Here is a 13,991-nt window from a genome sequence, read left to right on the forward strand (position 1 = left end):
CTTCCACCCCCTCTAGAGCGCGACGACTTCCCGTCAGCCCGAACGGCGCTGAGTACCCGTCACCATCCGCTGAGCGCTGGACGCGATGGCCCTGCCGATCACGGTCTTCGAGACGTCGCGGTCCCAGTCGAAGACCCGCCGGAGCGCCAGGAAGAAGGAGAAGACCTCTTCGTCCACGCGCACGGGCTTGAGCGCCCAGCCGTCCGGGGTGATGTGCAGCACCGCGGCACCGTCGATCTCCGGCATGGGCACGGAGCTGCCGTCCGGAGCAATCAGCCGGTCCGCCATGGCGTACGCGGTGAGCTGGAGCGCGACGTCCGCGTAGGTGGCCGCGCTGGTCTTCCAGTCGACCAGCAGCACCACGGCCTGGCCGCTCCGGTCCGGGGTCGGGTTGCCGGCTTCGTCCAGCCACACCCTGATCAGGGCGTCGAACGAGCCGGCGTACTCGTGGCGGGAACTCCACGCCACATCTTCGGCCCGGATCAACTCCGGGTTCACCGCGGCCAAGAAATCCAGGAACAGCACCTTGTACGGCTCAAGGTCCGGGTGGACGGCGCCGACGTGCTCACCCCTGACCAGCCGTTCGAAGAGGTCGTGCGCCTTCGAGCCGACGTCCGCCCTGATCCGGGTGTAGCGGGACGACGCGCCCTTCAGGTAGTCGACGGCCCCCTGGCGGTCCCGGGCTGCCATCTGCTCCACGAACGGGAGGCTGTCGACAGCGAGTTCGGCCGTCAGCTTGGCCGCCCAGAACTGGAGAAAGCCCTTCGGTAGCATGTTGATCACGGATGTGACGCCCGGGTACCGGACGTCCGGCTGATCGGTCAGCAGGTAGAAGCGGGAGCCGCCCCGCTTGATCGTGCGTACTGCGCCCATGGAACCCCCCTCAGGGTCGGGTGGATCGGTCACTCAGGGGGAGAGCGCAAGGACTTCCAGACGGCTGGCGTTCTGACGATTGGGCGGCTGTTCTGGACTTGCTATAGGCCTTAGAGGGGGTGTTGAGATCGGGCACCAAAACACCACTTCACCATCCCCGAACCCTGCCGCTGGACACGGCGAAGCCCCGCCCGACCGGGGGTGGTCGAACGGGGCTGTAGGGGCTGTCAGGCAGGCACTTCGGTGACCCGGTACTCGAAGCCCTTGAAGACCAGGGGCTCACCGGTCGCCAGCACGGCAAGGGCGTCTTCCTCGCTGCCCTCCCAGCCGTGCGCCTTGATCAGTACGAAGAGCTGCCGCGCCGCCATGTCGGCTGTCTCGAAGGTCCGGCTGCCCCGCGCCGGCTGGCCGACCCGTCCGGCATCTGCTCGGTACACGCGTCTCCTCCTACGGAGCGGGCCCCGCCCAGGCGAACCCGGACGGGGCGGAGGGGGTGGGTCAGAGCGTGGACTCGAAGCCGCCCATGAGCGCCTTGAACTCGGTGATCATCTTCTTCAAGGCCGCCTTCCCGTCGTCGTCCAGCTTCGCAGAGCGCTTCTCCGCAGCGACAAGCTGGGCCTTCGCCTTCGCGAAGTTGAGTTCGATGAACTCCAGCGGGGTCCGCTTCTCGCCGCCCCCATCTCCATCCCCGTCGCCACCGTCGGAGCCGCCTTCCAGTTCGGGCTTCCGGTAGGACGCGACAACTTCCTTCTTCAGCTCCGTCGGCATGCCGTAGTAGGCCTGGGCAGCCTTCCCAACTGGGAGATCGGGGTGAGCCGCGATGGCCTTCGCAAAGATCCGCCGGTCTTCGTCGCTCGGATTGGCGTCGGTCTCCAGCAGCTCCAGCACAAGGGCGTTCTGCCGCTGGTTCTTGATCGCAAGGGCAAGGCGGCCCACTGCCGCGGCCTTCTTCTCCATGTCCGCGGTCTCGTCGGCGTCGGCACCGTCCGCAGCCCGGAACTTCTCGCCAGCCAAGCGCAGGATCTCCGCCGACCGTTCCTTGTTCGGCTTCATGCGGCCCACCCAGTCAGGGTCACCGTCCTTATTCGTGATCTTGATACGGGCGCGGAAGTCGGTGCGGGCAATCCTCAGGGCCAGTTCGTAGGTCTCAAGCTCCAGCGCCACGCCGTCGGCAAGCGCCTGGGCGGTCTCCTCGACCAGTTCCACCATGCCGGGCACGTCCTGATAACGGACGGTCGCAAGGGAGACCTTGCCGACAAGGGCGACGGCCTTGCCGGGCTCCTTCACCTTCTCCTCCGCAGCCTTGAGCGCTGCGGACCACTCCTCGCGCAGCTCCGCCTGAAGCGCCCGGACACCCCTGCCGCTGAGAGCGTCGATCTGCGCATTGACCGTGCCCCCGAGGGTCACGACCTTCGCCGTCTCCCCCTTGGCGACGAGCCCGTTCGCGCGCTTGATCGCCTTACGGATCTTCTCCACCTGGGCGTCCCGGCCGGAGGTGGTAGCGGTGGTGCTCAAGTTGTCCTTCTTCCCCTGGGTCTTCGGAGCGGTAGCGGCCCGCTTCAACCACTTCTCGGCGCACGGCTTGCACCCGGGCCGCATCTTCCCGTCACTGCTTTCGGAGCGGCTGCCCACGGGCACGGTCGCCCCGCACAGCGCATAGTTTCCCACGTCCAACGCGCCGTACTCGCCGAAGTGAAGTGCCCTGCCCCGAACGCTCTTTCCGTACCACATACCGGTTCCCTCCCAGCCCTTCCGCACGGTGCGGCGAGCACGAGAAGTACACTAATGACGGATCGTCGGGCGCGCAAGAAAAGTTCAGAACTTAGGTCGCGAGAGTCACGGATTACGTAATCCGTGACAACGCGAAGAGCCCCCGCCGAAGCGGGGGCTCAGTGGGGTCAGCCGGCGGGCTGTACCAGTAGATCGGCCTGGGCGTGGAGATCGGCGACGGTCCCGACGTTGGCCACCGTGACGTCCGCCGGGAAGTTGTCCAACTCCGTTTCGGAGACGTGGTCCCGTGTGCCGGCTCCGGGTCGGACGATCCGGACGAGCTTGAAACCGCGGGCCCGAAGTGCCGTTGCCTCATTGACGTACCGGGTGTCCGTGACGACGACGGGCAGGTTCCACGACGCGGCTACGTCCAGACGCTCCAGCATGAGGTTCAACCAGAAGTTCGGGTCGACGTCGCGGACGGCCTGGCCGAAGTTCTGGAGCGTGCGGCGCACCTCCGGCAGGGTGGTCTTCGCCTTCTCCCAGCCGTGCCGCTCCACGACCTCCGACAGCCGTACGGGCAGGTAGCCGAAGTGCCCGGAGTCGGCCGACACAATGGGGTCGGCGGCCAGGGCGACGGCCCGGAGCGGATCGGCGAAGGCCGCTTTGGTGTAGGAGTAGCGCTCCACCAGTCGCGCGGCGAAGGTGTCCTTGCCGCTCCGGGCCTTGCCGACGAGCGCGATGCCGGGGACGGTCACTCGCCTGCCTCGGACGGAACGGCGGTCTCAGCCGGCGTGGCGGTCTCCGGGGTCGGGCCGGTCACACGGTGGACCGCCTCACCGACACCCAGCGCCGCGGCGACGACACCCAGGACGAGCGCGGACGGCAGCTCCGGGACGAAGTGGGCGACGAGCGCCAGAACGGCGACCGCCAGGGCGTACAGGCGGGCAGCGTGGGTACGGACGAAGGTCATGTTGGTGGTACCTCTCTGTCGGTTGTCCGGCTCCGGCCGGGGCGGCTGGAGCCCGTCAGCGAACGGCCAGTCGGGGCCGTTGACTTGGGTGGGTCGGTCAGTTGGTGGGAACACGGAGGCGCGCCCACGACGCTTCGCCAGGGATGCCGTCGGCGGCGCTGCCGGAGTAGCCGCACTTGCGCTGCCACGCGGCGTACGACCGCTGGTCTGCCGGTCCCCAGTCCGGGCCGGGGCCGACGGAGTACCGCCCGCAGCCCTCTTCGACCAGTCGCTGACCCAGGCGCGTGATCAGGTCCGAGTGCTGACCCGCGCGGAAGAAGCCAGCACCGGGGAACGGGGCCAGCGACGAGCCCGAACCCCCCGACGAGCCGCCGCCGTTGATCGCGGCAACGATGCCCGGGAACACCCGGTCGCGGAACTGGGCGGCGCGCGCGTCGCCGGGGCAGGCGGTTCCGCCGTCGGACCACTGGGGGTACATCCGGTGGATGCCGAAGCCCGGGTCGGTCCAGCTCTGGCAGATTCGGAGCGGGATGCCGTGCTGTCGGTGCATCCACACCCCGATGCCGATTAGGGCTTCGATCTGCGCATCGGTCCACGGGTCGCTGTGCTGAAGGTTGCTGGCGGTCTCCACGGAGACGGCGCCGGTGCCGTCGGAGCGGCGGTTAGCGTACATCTGCGCATCGGCGCGGGTCTGGGTGCCGATGTACTGGTACACCTCTCCGCTGAACCCGGCGTAGAAGTGGGATTCCAGGTTGGTGGAGTCGCGCCAGTACTGATACGTCCGCTCACCGGACCACGGGGCAGCGATGCTGTGGAAGATCACCTGAGTCGGGCGGATCGCCGGCTGGGCGTCGCTCTCCGGCTGGAGTTCCATCTTTCGGGCATTCGGGTACCACGCCATAAAGTCCCCCTTGTTCTGGGCGTGAAGAAGCCCCGCAGGAAGTCCCGGCGGGGCGAGGCTGGTTGGCGGTCTCAGAGGTTGGCGAGAGCCACGATCGGAATGTCGTGGTCGCCTTTGAATGCCGCTCCGCTGAGGTTCTGCGGACAGTGGTCGATGCTGTCCAGGTACTTCTCGCGCTCGAAGCCGGCGGACGGCAGGAAATAGTTGGCCGGGTTCGACGGGCTCTCGTTGCCGACGTGCATGTACGCGAAGTCCGATGCACCGCCCTGCCTCATCAGGAACGCGCCGTAGTAGCGGCCCGGCTGAAGGGTCATGGTCTGGCCGAGCGACAGCGGGACGGCCCCGATGTGGTTGGTCTTCGCGGGCGCCGATGCGCCCGGGAACTGCCCCGCGGGCTCCAGCTGCCAGAGGTCTCCGCTGTACATGATGATCTCGCCGGACTCGCGGTACAGCGATGCTTCGAAGCGGGCATTCGGTGCCACCGCGGAACCGCCCCAGCCGCGCGCGAAGACGCACAGATGAGACACCGCCGTGGGCTCCGTGATGTGGATGCCGGACAGGTACAGCCTGTTCAACTTGGCGTACTTGATCGCCGTAGGGTTCGTGACCCCGGCAGGGTCAAGGTTCCACGCCGCGAAACCCAACGCCTGGGGCGTCCAGGTGTTCCTTGCGACGACCGCGGGGAGCTGGGCGACGGGCAGCCGGCTGGAACCGTCCAGCGTGGCCACGCCGTTGGCCGCACCCCTGGTCTTCACGTCCACGTAGAGCGTCGACAGGTTGGGCAGGTTGGTGGTCGGAACGTTCCCGAAGGAGTTTAGCGGGGCCACGCCACCGGCAGCACCGACCGCGGAACTGGAGACGGCGCCGACGCCGGCCGCGTCCAGCTGGATATCTGGCCCCAGCCTGCCGTTCACGGAGTTCACCGAACCGGCTCCGGGGTCGCCCTTCGGGCCCTGGGCTCCGGTCGCCCCGGTGTCGCCCTTCGGGCCCTGGGGTCCGGGCGCCCCGGTGTCGCCCTTGTCGCCCTTCGGTCCCGGCACGGTCGACGCCGCTCCGGGGTCGCCCTTCGGCCCCTGGGCTCCGGCCGGTCCGGTCTCACCCTGGGGGCCGGGCACCGGCACGTAAGTGGGCGTGGTCGGGTCCGCGGGGGCAATGTCGGCAAGGTCGACTTCGAGCACGGCCTTCGGCGCGAGCATGGCGTAGGTGCGGCTGCCGACGACCCCCGTCAGGTTCTCCCGGACCGAGTAGGACCACCCCGTGGGGTTCATGCCCGGGGCGTCGGTAGCCGGCAGAGTGGTCGCGACCCGGCCGAACTCGTCCAACGTAGCGACGACCGGACCGGCCACGAACACATCGGAGTCGGCGAAGGTGAGAAGTGCCGGTGCCGTGAACGTCACAGTCCCGGCAAGGGGGCGCCCGTCCGGCCCCAGGTACCGCCCGTGGACGCGCACGGTCGGGATGTTGGCCGGGAGTCCCGGCGGTGGCGTGGTCAAGGTCCCCCCTGTTCCGTCACGGATTACGTAATCCGTGACTCGGTGTCTCCGGTCTTCCAGATGCTCCGGATCTCCGCGCGAAGAGCAGCGTTCTCCCGGCGAAGCTCCCGGACTTCGGCGACGAGCCGAGCCACGTCTTCGTCCAGCCGTTCAGCACGGGCCCGGTACGCCTCCGCTTCCTCCCGCCACGCCGCGTGAAGACCCGACTTCCAGCGCTGGAGACTGAAGACCGCGAAGACGGCGGCGGGCGCCAGGATCTCCGCCCCGCCGAGCGCTTCCGTGATGTTCACGGCCCCTCCTAGAGGTTCATGACGGGTTCGTTCAGGTCGGGGGCGCGCACCGTCTTCCACTCCAGGTCGTAGGTCAGCGTCCCGGCAGACGTCGCGTCGGGCACGCGGACGGCGGGGAGACCAACGCAGTACTGCATACCGGAGAGCTGGGCCTTCCCGTGCTCTCCGGGGAGCGGGTAGTTCAGGAGCTGGGCGCTGTACTCAGAGCCGTCCCGGGCCATTGGCGCGAACCGCCACGTCCCGTCTTCCTCGAAGACGCCTCGGTACTCAAGGCCCTCGGTGCTGGCCGAGTCAAGTGCGGCCAGCACGTACATTCGCGCCGTCGGAACCGGCTCCGGGCCGACCGCGTACCGGAGCTGGAGTTCCACGGTGTAGACGTCGGTGTCCCGGGCGTACTCCCAGCCGTGCGGGATGCCGTGAATCCAGCGGATCATGCCCGCGGCCAGATAGGGCTTCTCGTTGCCGACGAGCTGCCACGTGCTGGAAGCGGAAACGATCTGCTTTCCGCCGTCCCGGCCGTGCCGGAACGCGGCCAGCCGGATCTCTGGCTCCCGTCTCCCCTTGAGCACGTTGTAGGTGATGAACTTGGTCTCCAGCCGATCGAAGACCATGCCGGTCACGTCGGCGATGCTGACCGCGTGCCACACGTTGTCGGCGATGGTGCCACGGGCCGTCGGGTCCCACTCCGCGACCGGGTAGCGGTCGAAGGTGTTGACCGGAGCCGGCGCCCGTTCCACGGCGGTCAAGCGGCGCTGCATGTCGGCAATCTCCGTCAGGAGCGACGGCGGGAGGGCGTTAACTGGGGATGGCATTGGAGAAGATTCCCTTGTTCGCTAGGGCGAGTCCGATGGTTTCGCGGCCGTTGGTGTCGACGCCGGTGGTGCGCTCGGTCAAGACGAACTCGTCGGCCAGGGCGACGTATCCCGAGTCGGCGACCACCACGCACACGTCCCCGGGCAGGTAGTCCTGTGGCCGGACACCGGGGTAGAGCGTCAGGGTCGGAATCGCCGTCGGGGCCCGGCCCGCGTTCACCGTCGCCTGGGCCTTCGTGAGGAGCGTTTCCGTCTCCTTCACGTCGGAGTAGGTGGTCACGATCTGCTTCGTCGGGATGCGCTCCACGAGTTCGGAGTTCTGTGCGATGCCGACCAGCTTCTCTCCGGCACCGTTGTCGGCACCGACCGCGTACGCGGCTGTTGCCAGGGCCGTGGAGTCGTACGTCACCTGCCGCACTTCGCAGTTGACGCCGTGCGTCAAGTGGTGCGCCGTCGCGCTGCCGGACCGGTCGGAGATCAGGAATCGGTTCCCGACGACCTTGCCGGGCTCCTTCCAGTACGACGCGTAGCGGAAGTTGTAGCCGCCGATGTTGTCGGCCATCTGCTCCACGGCTTCGGCGACGTTCTTCAGCTCGTACTTCGTCCACTGCCGGGTCCGTTTCCGGCCGGTGGGCTCCAGCTCGTCCAGGTCGGTGTTCACCGCGTTGACCCGGTAGAGCCACGTCCGCAGCAGATCGGCTATGTCCCACTCTTCGGCATCGAAGCCATCGACCATGTGACGGCCCCGGTAGTGACTGTGGTAGCCGGACGCCCCCAGGCTCAGCGTCCCGGCGGCAAGGTCCGCGGCAGCCGACCACAGAATTCCGCCCCACACCGGTTCGTCGTCGCGGACGACCACGAGCCCGGAGCCGCCCGGAAACAGCTTCTCCGGGTCGGCCTGGGGCGCGTTCAGCGGGATGCCGAACGTCCCGGTGCCCGATTGGTTCAACGTCTCGGTGTACGAGATCGCGGCAGCCGGCAACGCGGCGACGACTTCGCCGGTCTTCAGCTTCGTCTGGAGCAGTTCGTAGCGCGCCATGGGCTCACCTCCTCGGCTCCCCCTAGAGCGCAAGCCCTTCCAGCCCCCACTACTCCCAGGCTTCGCGCCACGTCAGCACGGCCGTTGCTTCCACGTCCTTGTTCTCGCTGACGAGCGTGAGCCGGTGCTTCCCGGCTTCGTACTCCGGCCAGACGGAGCCCGGGGTCACGAGCCCGGTGATATCCCCGCCTGCCGACGACCGGACGACTTCCGCGGCGCTGTCCACCGTCACGGACCCGGTGTACGCGATGCCGAAGGCCTGCCCTGTCAACTCATCGGTCAGCACAGGGTTCTTGGCGTTGGTGATCTCAACGATCGGCCGTGCCGGGACGGAGCCCCGCTGAGTGAACACCGGCGATCCGGTGCGGCTGCTCGCCCTCACCTTCCGCGACGACTCCGCGTAGATCTTCGGGTCCGTCGCGTACAGCTCGATCGGCACCGTCGACACCCCGTAGGCGAAGGACAGGTCGATGGACCCGCCGCGCTTCCTCGGACGCGCCATGACGTAGGCGGTCTCCCCGGCGGCGATCCCCGGGAAGCGGAACCGGAACGGCAGCTCCGGGCGCCCGACCCGGTAGGCCGCTGTCAGCGCCGCCCAGGCGGTGGAGAACTCCTCCGGTGTCCTCCCGTACACCTCGATCGTCAGCGTGACCGGCCGGCCGTCAAGGATGTCGTCTCCCGGCCACCGTCCCTTGCGCTGAATGAGTACGAGATCGGAGGAACGGACATCCGGCAGCGACAGAAGCCCATCCACCCCGACCAGGGACAGGGCGGAGTCGGACGAGCCGATCAGCAGCCCGGAGTACTCACACGTCCACTCGTCCAACTCCGCCATGTTCCCCCCTTGTTGAGCTGTCACGGATTACGTAATCCGTGACCTAGCGCGGTGCCACACGGAGCGCCCACGCGACTTCCCGGCCGATCGCGAACGGGTCCGCGTTCGTCTGGACGTTGACCACGACCCCGCCTCCACCGGCCATGGCGTGGTTGGGGACGACGGTCGACCCCTTCGGCAGCCACACCTCCTCCGGCCCGCGCTCACCCACCCGGACCCGTCCGGACGCCGGACCGCCCGCGGCACGGATCTTCGGGATCGGGTTGGGAGGCAGGTTGATCGAGACCGGGCCCCAGCCCAGCCTGTCCGGGATCGCCCAGTTCAGAAGGTCGATCACAGCGTTGATCGCACCCTTGGCCGCGCCCCGGACGGCGTCCGCCAGACTGGCCGCGAACCCGGTCAGCTTCGACAGGCCTGACGAGATGCCGTCGATCACAACGCCACCGATCCGGGCGCCCGCGTCCCGCACGGCGCCGGCTGCCGAAGCGATCCGCCCCGGCAGGGACGTGAAGAAACTGATCACGCCGTCTAGCCCTGCACGGGCCTTGTCCTGGACCCACTGGAAGGCTGCCGCGGTCGCTGCCTTGATCGCGTCCCAGTGCTTGATCAACAACCCCGGCCCGGTGAAGTTCAGGAAGAGCCACACCATGAAGTCGACCGCTTGCTTGAGCTTCGCAACGACCCAGTCCCAGGCTTCGCCCGTCCACTGTTTGACCTTGTCCCAGTTCTGCCAGATCAACAGGGCAACGCCGACAACCGCCGCAATGACCAGCGCAGCCGGCCCGATGGCGATCAGCCATGCCGCGGCCATCCTGGCGGCCTGAACCAGGGACTCGGCGCCCATCATCACCCACTGCCCGACCACGAGCCCGCCGGACAGCACCGCCTGGGCGCCCGACTTGATCCACCCGCCGATCACAGCCCAGTGCGCGAGCACCTGACTGGCCGCCCCGGTGGTCGCGCTGCCCGTGCTCGTCACCCAGGCCAGAACGTTGGCGGCTCCGGCCTGGGCGGAGGTGACCCCCCATGCCACAAGCGACGGCAGCAGGATGACGCCGATCACCCCGGCGACGGCCGTGATCGGAGTCCGGTAGCGCTCCACGAAGTCGACGCCCGCACTGACCGCTTCGCCCAGGGTGTGGAACTTCGACGTGGCCTTGTCGATCACCGGCAGCGCATACCGGTCGATCACGTCCACAAAAACCTGTTGCGCCTGCCTTCCGAAGGCGGCCAAACGCGTGGACGCATTGTCGTTGAGCGTGTTTCCCGCCTTTTCGGCGGCTCCGGCGACTTCCCCCAAAGTGGACACCGCCGTTTTCGGGTCCATGGCCGCCAACGCACTACCCAGATCCTCGGCCTGGGTGCCGAAAAGCCCTACGGCAACCGTGTTTTTCTCGACCGGGTCCTTCAGTGCCTTCATTTTGTCGAAGACCAGCTGCGTCGCTTCCGCAGCTTTCGGGCCGCCGGCCGCAATGGTCGCGGTCATTTGCTTGGCATTCAGGCCGAGCGCCTTGTAGGCGTCCGCCGATCCGGCGGTGCCGTCAATTGCTCGGAGGCTGAATTCCTTGATCGCATCGCTCGCAACGTCGGCATCGCGCGCACCCGCCCTGAGCGCCTGGTTCATCAGTCCGAGCGCCGTCGGACCGTCCATTCCGACTTTTTTGAACTGAACGCTGTATTCGTTGAAGGTGTCCAGCAAGTCTTCGTTGGCGTTGACGCCGAGCTGCGTTCCTCGAACGAGGATATCCATGGCCTGATCGAAGTCCTTGGCCATTCCGGTTCTGACCATGGTCCCGGCGGTTTTGGCGGTCGGACCCAAATCCTCGTTCATAATTTTCGAGACATTCAGCAGCTTCCCGCCGATGCCCTCGATCTCCTGGGCGGTCGCTCCGGCCGGCACAAGCCCGCCCTGCCACAAGGATTTCAAACCCTCGTTGATCTGCTCTACGGAATCACCCAGGCCGTCACCGAAGATGCGGCCCGCAGCCTCTCCCAGCGTCCGCGCCTGATCCGGCGTGGCCCCGACCTGGGCGGCCAACAGGTCGTTGTTCTTGTCCCGGTCCAGGGCTTCCACGAGTCCGGCCGTGAGTCCCGCGCCGACGAGCCCGCCGCCGATGAGCGCAGCCTTCCCGGCCTTCTTCCCGAAGGACTCGACTTCCTTCGCCCCTTCGCCCAGCTTCTCGGCTAGGTCGGTGATGTCGCCAAGTAGTGTGATCTTGATTGGCTTGGCCATACGCGGACCCCCCGATCCCCCGTACTTCCGCGTCGTGCTGCCAGCCGGCGGGGGCACCCCCCAGCGCCCACCGCCGACCGCTCCGCCGTCACGTCATGACCGGCGTCCTCCGCTCCCCACCCGGGCCCCGGCGCGACCGCCCCTCCGCCCGCGCCTGCTCTTCCAGGTCTTGCGTCATCTGCTCCACGAGCGTGTTGTAGTCCCTCAGCGCCATGCCGCGCACGTCCGTCCAGGTGAGCCCCCGGTAGTGCTGGACGAGACGGGCGCAGGTCACTACGCGCTGAGCGCGGTAGGGTCCTTCGGCTTCGTCTTCAGCGAGATCCGGAGCCGCCCCGCTTCCTCGATCGAGAAGTCAGGATCGGTGCGCCGCTTCAGTACCACGGCCATGGCGCGCATCATCTTCCCCTTGCGGGCTCCGGGCTTGGCCAGCGCGTCAAGCGGACCGTCGATGATCTCTTCGATGGTCTCGATCTCCTCGATCGACAGCGAGTCGATGTCGATGGACAGCAGCTCGCCCATGTCGCCGGTAGCGGTCTTCTTCACCATGAGGTCCCCCTAGCTTTCGATCTTGTCGCGGATCACGGCCGTGATCTCGCGCTCGTACGTGTCGGCGACTTCGTCCGACGTGCGCGCCATGGCGCGGAACAAGAACCTGTTCGGGCGGATGTGACGCCGCGGGAAGCCGAAGTGGATCGCCCCCGCGTACGGCACCCGGGACGCCGAACCGGCCTTGATCACTGCGGAGTTGGCGGACGCCACAACAGCGATTGACGCGGCCAGCCGACCCGGCTTGTACTTCTTCGACGACTTCGGGGTTCGGTGGCCGGCGGGCGCCGTCTTCCGGGCTTCCGGCTTCACGATCTCCGCGGCGCTCTTGTTGACCTCCCGCACGGCCTTGTTCAGGTCCCGGTCCTTGAGCTGCCGCAGCGCGCGCTTCAGCTCGTCCAGCCCTTCTACTCGGGTGGTGAACGCGGACTCAGCCACCGGAGCCGCCGGACGGCGGGGCGACCGGGGTCGCGGACGGCTCCACGTAGGTCACGCGCATCGCGGGTGTGCCGTCGCCCGGGTCGAGGATGCGGAACGGGGTCTTCATGGCGGTCACGTCGTCCACGCTCGCTTCCGGTGACTCCCCGGTGAGCTGGACGGCGGGCAGCTCCCAGCGCATGGACGTGCCCGGGGTGAGCCCGACGAGATCGACGGCCAGACCGAGCACGTCACCCGCTAGGAACGACTCGTACAGCGGGAGCGCGGCGTCCGTGAACTCCCCTTCGCTGGAGCCTTCGAAGGACGGGATAGCGGCGCGGACCGGGCGCTTCTTCAGCGGAGTTCCGCGCAGGAACCGCCGGTCGGTCTTGAGCCCAAGGTCCGCCTTGATCTCGAACTTGGACGAGTCCAGCGGGGCCGAGACGCCCCCGCGCTTCAGCGTGATCGCCGTCCGCGTCCAGTCGTAGGCGCGCGCCTCCACCGGGTAGGCCGGTGCGAGGATCTGAGCCGCCGACTTCGAGTGGCTGACGTCTTGGAAGTCGAACGCCACCTTCAGCGACACGGCCCCCTTCAGGTCCGCGGAGAATGTGAACTCCGTTGCCACGCAGCCGACATGGCGGTATGCGACGCGCGTCCCTTCGACGGTCGGCCGGACCATCTGGGCCGTCCAGGACGGGGCCCCGGAGTAGGTGGACGTCTCGAAGACGTGCGTGGTCAGACCGGCCTTCTCGGTCGACGTGTGCTTGTCGAAGACGGCCCGCAACAGATCCACGGCGCCGACGTCCAGAAGATCGATCTCTAGCTCACCTTCACCGCCCATGTTGACCACGTTGCGGCGGTCGGCGCGGGCAGTCTGGAGACCGGCCCGGAAGCCCACGGACTCCACGAACTCCCGCGAGACCTTCCACGAGTCGGCCTTGCCTTCGTAGCCGGTGATGACGGTAGCGGCGGTGCCGTACTCGGTCTCAGCGCCGATACCAACAGATGCGTCAAGCGCCATGTGAACCCCCCGTTATGTCTGTCGTCCGCGCACCCGGACGCGGACGGTCAGCGCGCTGTACGCGCCGTCTGGTGTCTCGGCCGTGTCCACCTGGACGGACTCCGGCCGTACGTCGGTCAGCCCCGGAACCGTCGCCGGGTCGATCAGCCGGCACGCCGCTTCGACGGCTTCGCGCAGCTCGTAGACGGCCCGCTCCGCCGCAATCGGACCACCGGGCGAGATCACCAGCGCGTGGGCTTCCACGAGCCCGCTCACGGCCGTCGGCTTGCGCTGCCCGGCCCGCATCGCGACCGGCTCAAGGTCGTCTTCGGTCGTCTCGCCAAGCCAGACCTGGGACCGCCGGTCCGCCTTCCCAGCGTCGGCGAAGGTGACCTGAACCCCGGCGGCCACGCTCGTCTTGAGCGCTTCGAAGAGCCGAACCTTCGTCTCGAAGATGATCGCCACGGCCACCCCCTACAGGAAGAAGAAGGGCAGCCGGACCCGGTACCTGTTCAACTGCGCGTTCACCTCAGGCAGCGACGTCGGACGCCACGTCCCTCCCGCCTGGGCGAGCTGAACGGACCCGAACTCGCTCTGGAGCTGGAGCGCGCGGTCCGGAATGCGCGAGACAAGATCCAAGAGGTACTGCCGGGCCAGCGTGCGCACACACCACCGGACCGTCTCCGGCGGAGCATCCGTCCCCTCCCAGGTACGACCCGTGTACGACTCCACCGTCTCCACCGCGTACGCCAGAGCGTCACTGACTGTGGAGTCCGGGAAGAGCGCCGTGTCGTCCATGCCGTCCAGGGCCCGGACGTCGGCGATCGTCGCGTACGTCATCCATCCCCCCTTCGGGAAGGGGCCCACGG

The 13,991-nt window shown here is 67.9% G+C and carries 17 protein-coding genes; all 17 read right to left on the minus strand.

The genetic code is table 11. The features are described 5' to 3' along the window. Positions 1-33 precede the first annotated feature (33 nt). Positions 34-873, minus strand: coding sequence for a hypothetical protein (locus tag ACWDBE_RS11715; RefSeq protein ID WP_449807862.1), 840 nt, complete (start codon positions 871-873; stop codon positions 34-36). Between the two features lie 227 nt (positions 874-1,100). Further along, entirely contained in the window at positions 1,101-1,310 is a 210-nt protein-coding gene (locus tag ACWDBE_RS11720) for a hypothetical protein (RefSeq protein ID WP_449807863.1), read from the minus strand. 61 nt (positions 1,311-1,371) lie between these two features. Further along, the gene (locus ACWDBE_RS11725; protein ID WP_449807864.1) at positions 1,372-2,604 is read right to left on the minus strand and encodes a hypothetical protein; all 1,233 of its coding nucleotides are present in this window, start codon (positions 2,602-2,604) and stop codon (positions 1,372-1,374) included. A gap of 167 nt (positions 2,605-2,771) precedes the next feature. Then, positions 2,772-3,341: a deoxynucleotide monophosphate kinase family protein gene (locus ACWDBE_RS11730; protein WP_449807865.1), complete on the minus strand. Its 570-nt coding sequence runs from the start codon at positions 3,339-3,341 to the stop codon at positions 2,772-2,774. Next, positions 3,338-3,556, minus strand: a complete 219-nt coding sequence (locus tag ACWDBE_RS11735; RefSeq protein ID WP_449807866.1) for a hypothetical protein — start codon at positions 3,554-3,556, stop codon at positions 3,338-3,340. Before ACWDBE_RS11735 ends, ACWDBE_RS11730 begins: the two co-directional genes overlap by 4 nt. A gap of 97 nt (positions 3,557-3,653) precedes the next feature. Continuing rightward, complete coding sequence (locus ACWDBE_RS11740) at positions 3,654-4,430, minus strand: peptidoglycan-binding protein (protein WP_449807867.1); 777 nt, start codon at positions 4,428-4,430, stop codon at positions 3,654-3,656. A gap of 98 nt (positions 4,431-4,528) precedes the next feature. Further along, positions 4,529-5,950 (minus strand): hypothetical protein, encoded by a 1,422-nt coding sequence (locus ACWDBE_RS11745; RefSeq protein WP_449807868.1) that lies wholly within the window; start codon positions 5,948-5,950, stop codon positions 4,529-4,531. A gap of 23 nt (positions 5,951-5,973) precedes the next feature. Then, positions 5,974-6,240 carry a hypothetical protein gene (locus tag ACWDBE_RS11750; RefSeq protein WP_449807869.1) on the minus strand — a complete coding sequence of 89 codons (267 nt, stop codon included), beginning with the start codon at positions 6,238-6,240 and terminating at the stop codon, positions 5,974-5,976. An 8-nt stretch (positions 6,241-6,248) separates the two neighbouring features. Then, entirely contained in the window at positions 6,249-6,998 is a 750-nt protein-coding gene (locus ACWDBE_RS11755; protein WP_449807870.1) for a hypothetical protein, read from the minus strand. Positions 6,999-7,035: 37 nt separating this feature from the next. Next, on the minus strand, positions 7,036-8,091 hold the full coding sequence (locus tag ACWDBE_RS11760; protein ID WP_449807871.1) for a hypothetical protein: 1,056 nt from the start codon (positions 8,089-8,091) through the stop codon (positions 7,036-7,038). Positions 8,092-8,140: 49 nt separating this feature from the next. Further along, positions 8,141-8,917, minus strand: coding sequence for a hypothetical protein (locus ACWDBE_RS11765; RefSeq protein WP_449807872.1), 777 nt, complete (start codon positions 8,915-8,917; stop codon positions 8,141-8,143). 52 nt (positions 8,918-8,969) lie between these two features. After that, positions 8,970-11,159, minus strand: a complete 2,190-nt coding sequence (locus ACWDBE_RS11770) for a phage tail tape measure protein (RefSeq protein ID WP_449807873.1) — start codon at positions 11,157-11,159, stop codon at positions 8,970-8,972. 273 nt (positions 11,160-11,432) lie between these two features. Next, complete coding sequence (locus tag ACWDBE_RS11775; protein WP_449807874.1) at positions 11,433-11,705, minus strand: hypothetical protein; 273 nt, start codon at positions 11,703-11,705, stop codon at positions 11,433-11,435. A gap of 9 nt (positions 11,706-11,714) precedes the next feature. Next, complete coding sequence (locus ACWDBE_RS11780; RefSeq protein ID WP_449807875.1) at positions 11,715-12,143, minus strand: HK97 gp10 family phage protein; 429 nt, start codon at positions 12,141-12,143, stop codon at positions 11,715-11,717. After that, positions 12,136-13,143: a phage tail tube protein gene (locus ACWDBE_RS11785; protein ID WP_449807876.1), complete on the minus strand. Its 1,008-nt coding sequence runs from the start codon at positions 13,141-13,143 to the stop codon at positions 12,136-12,138. The genes ACWDBE_RS11780 and ACWDBE_RS11785 overlap by 8 nt, the downstream gene beginning before the upstream one ends. 12 nt (positions 13,144-13,155) lie before the next feature. Continuing rightward, positions 13,156-13,587 (minus strand): hypothetical protein, encoded by a 432-nt coding sequence (locus ACWDBE_RS11790; protein WP_449807877.1) that lies wholly within the window; start codon positions 13,585-13,587, stop codon positions 13,156-13,158. A gap of 9 nt (positions 13,588-13,596) precedes the next feature. Next, positions 13,597-13,962 (minus strand): hypothetical protein, encoded by a 366-nt coding sequence (locus ACWDBE_RS11795; RefSeq protein ID WP_449807878.1) that lies wholly within the window; start codon positions 13,960-13,962, stop codon positions 13,597-13,599. Positions 13,963-13,991 lie beyond the last annotated feature (29 nt).

It is taken from the genome of Kitasatospora sp. NPDC001132 (genome assembly GCF_053598415.1).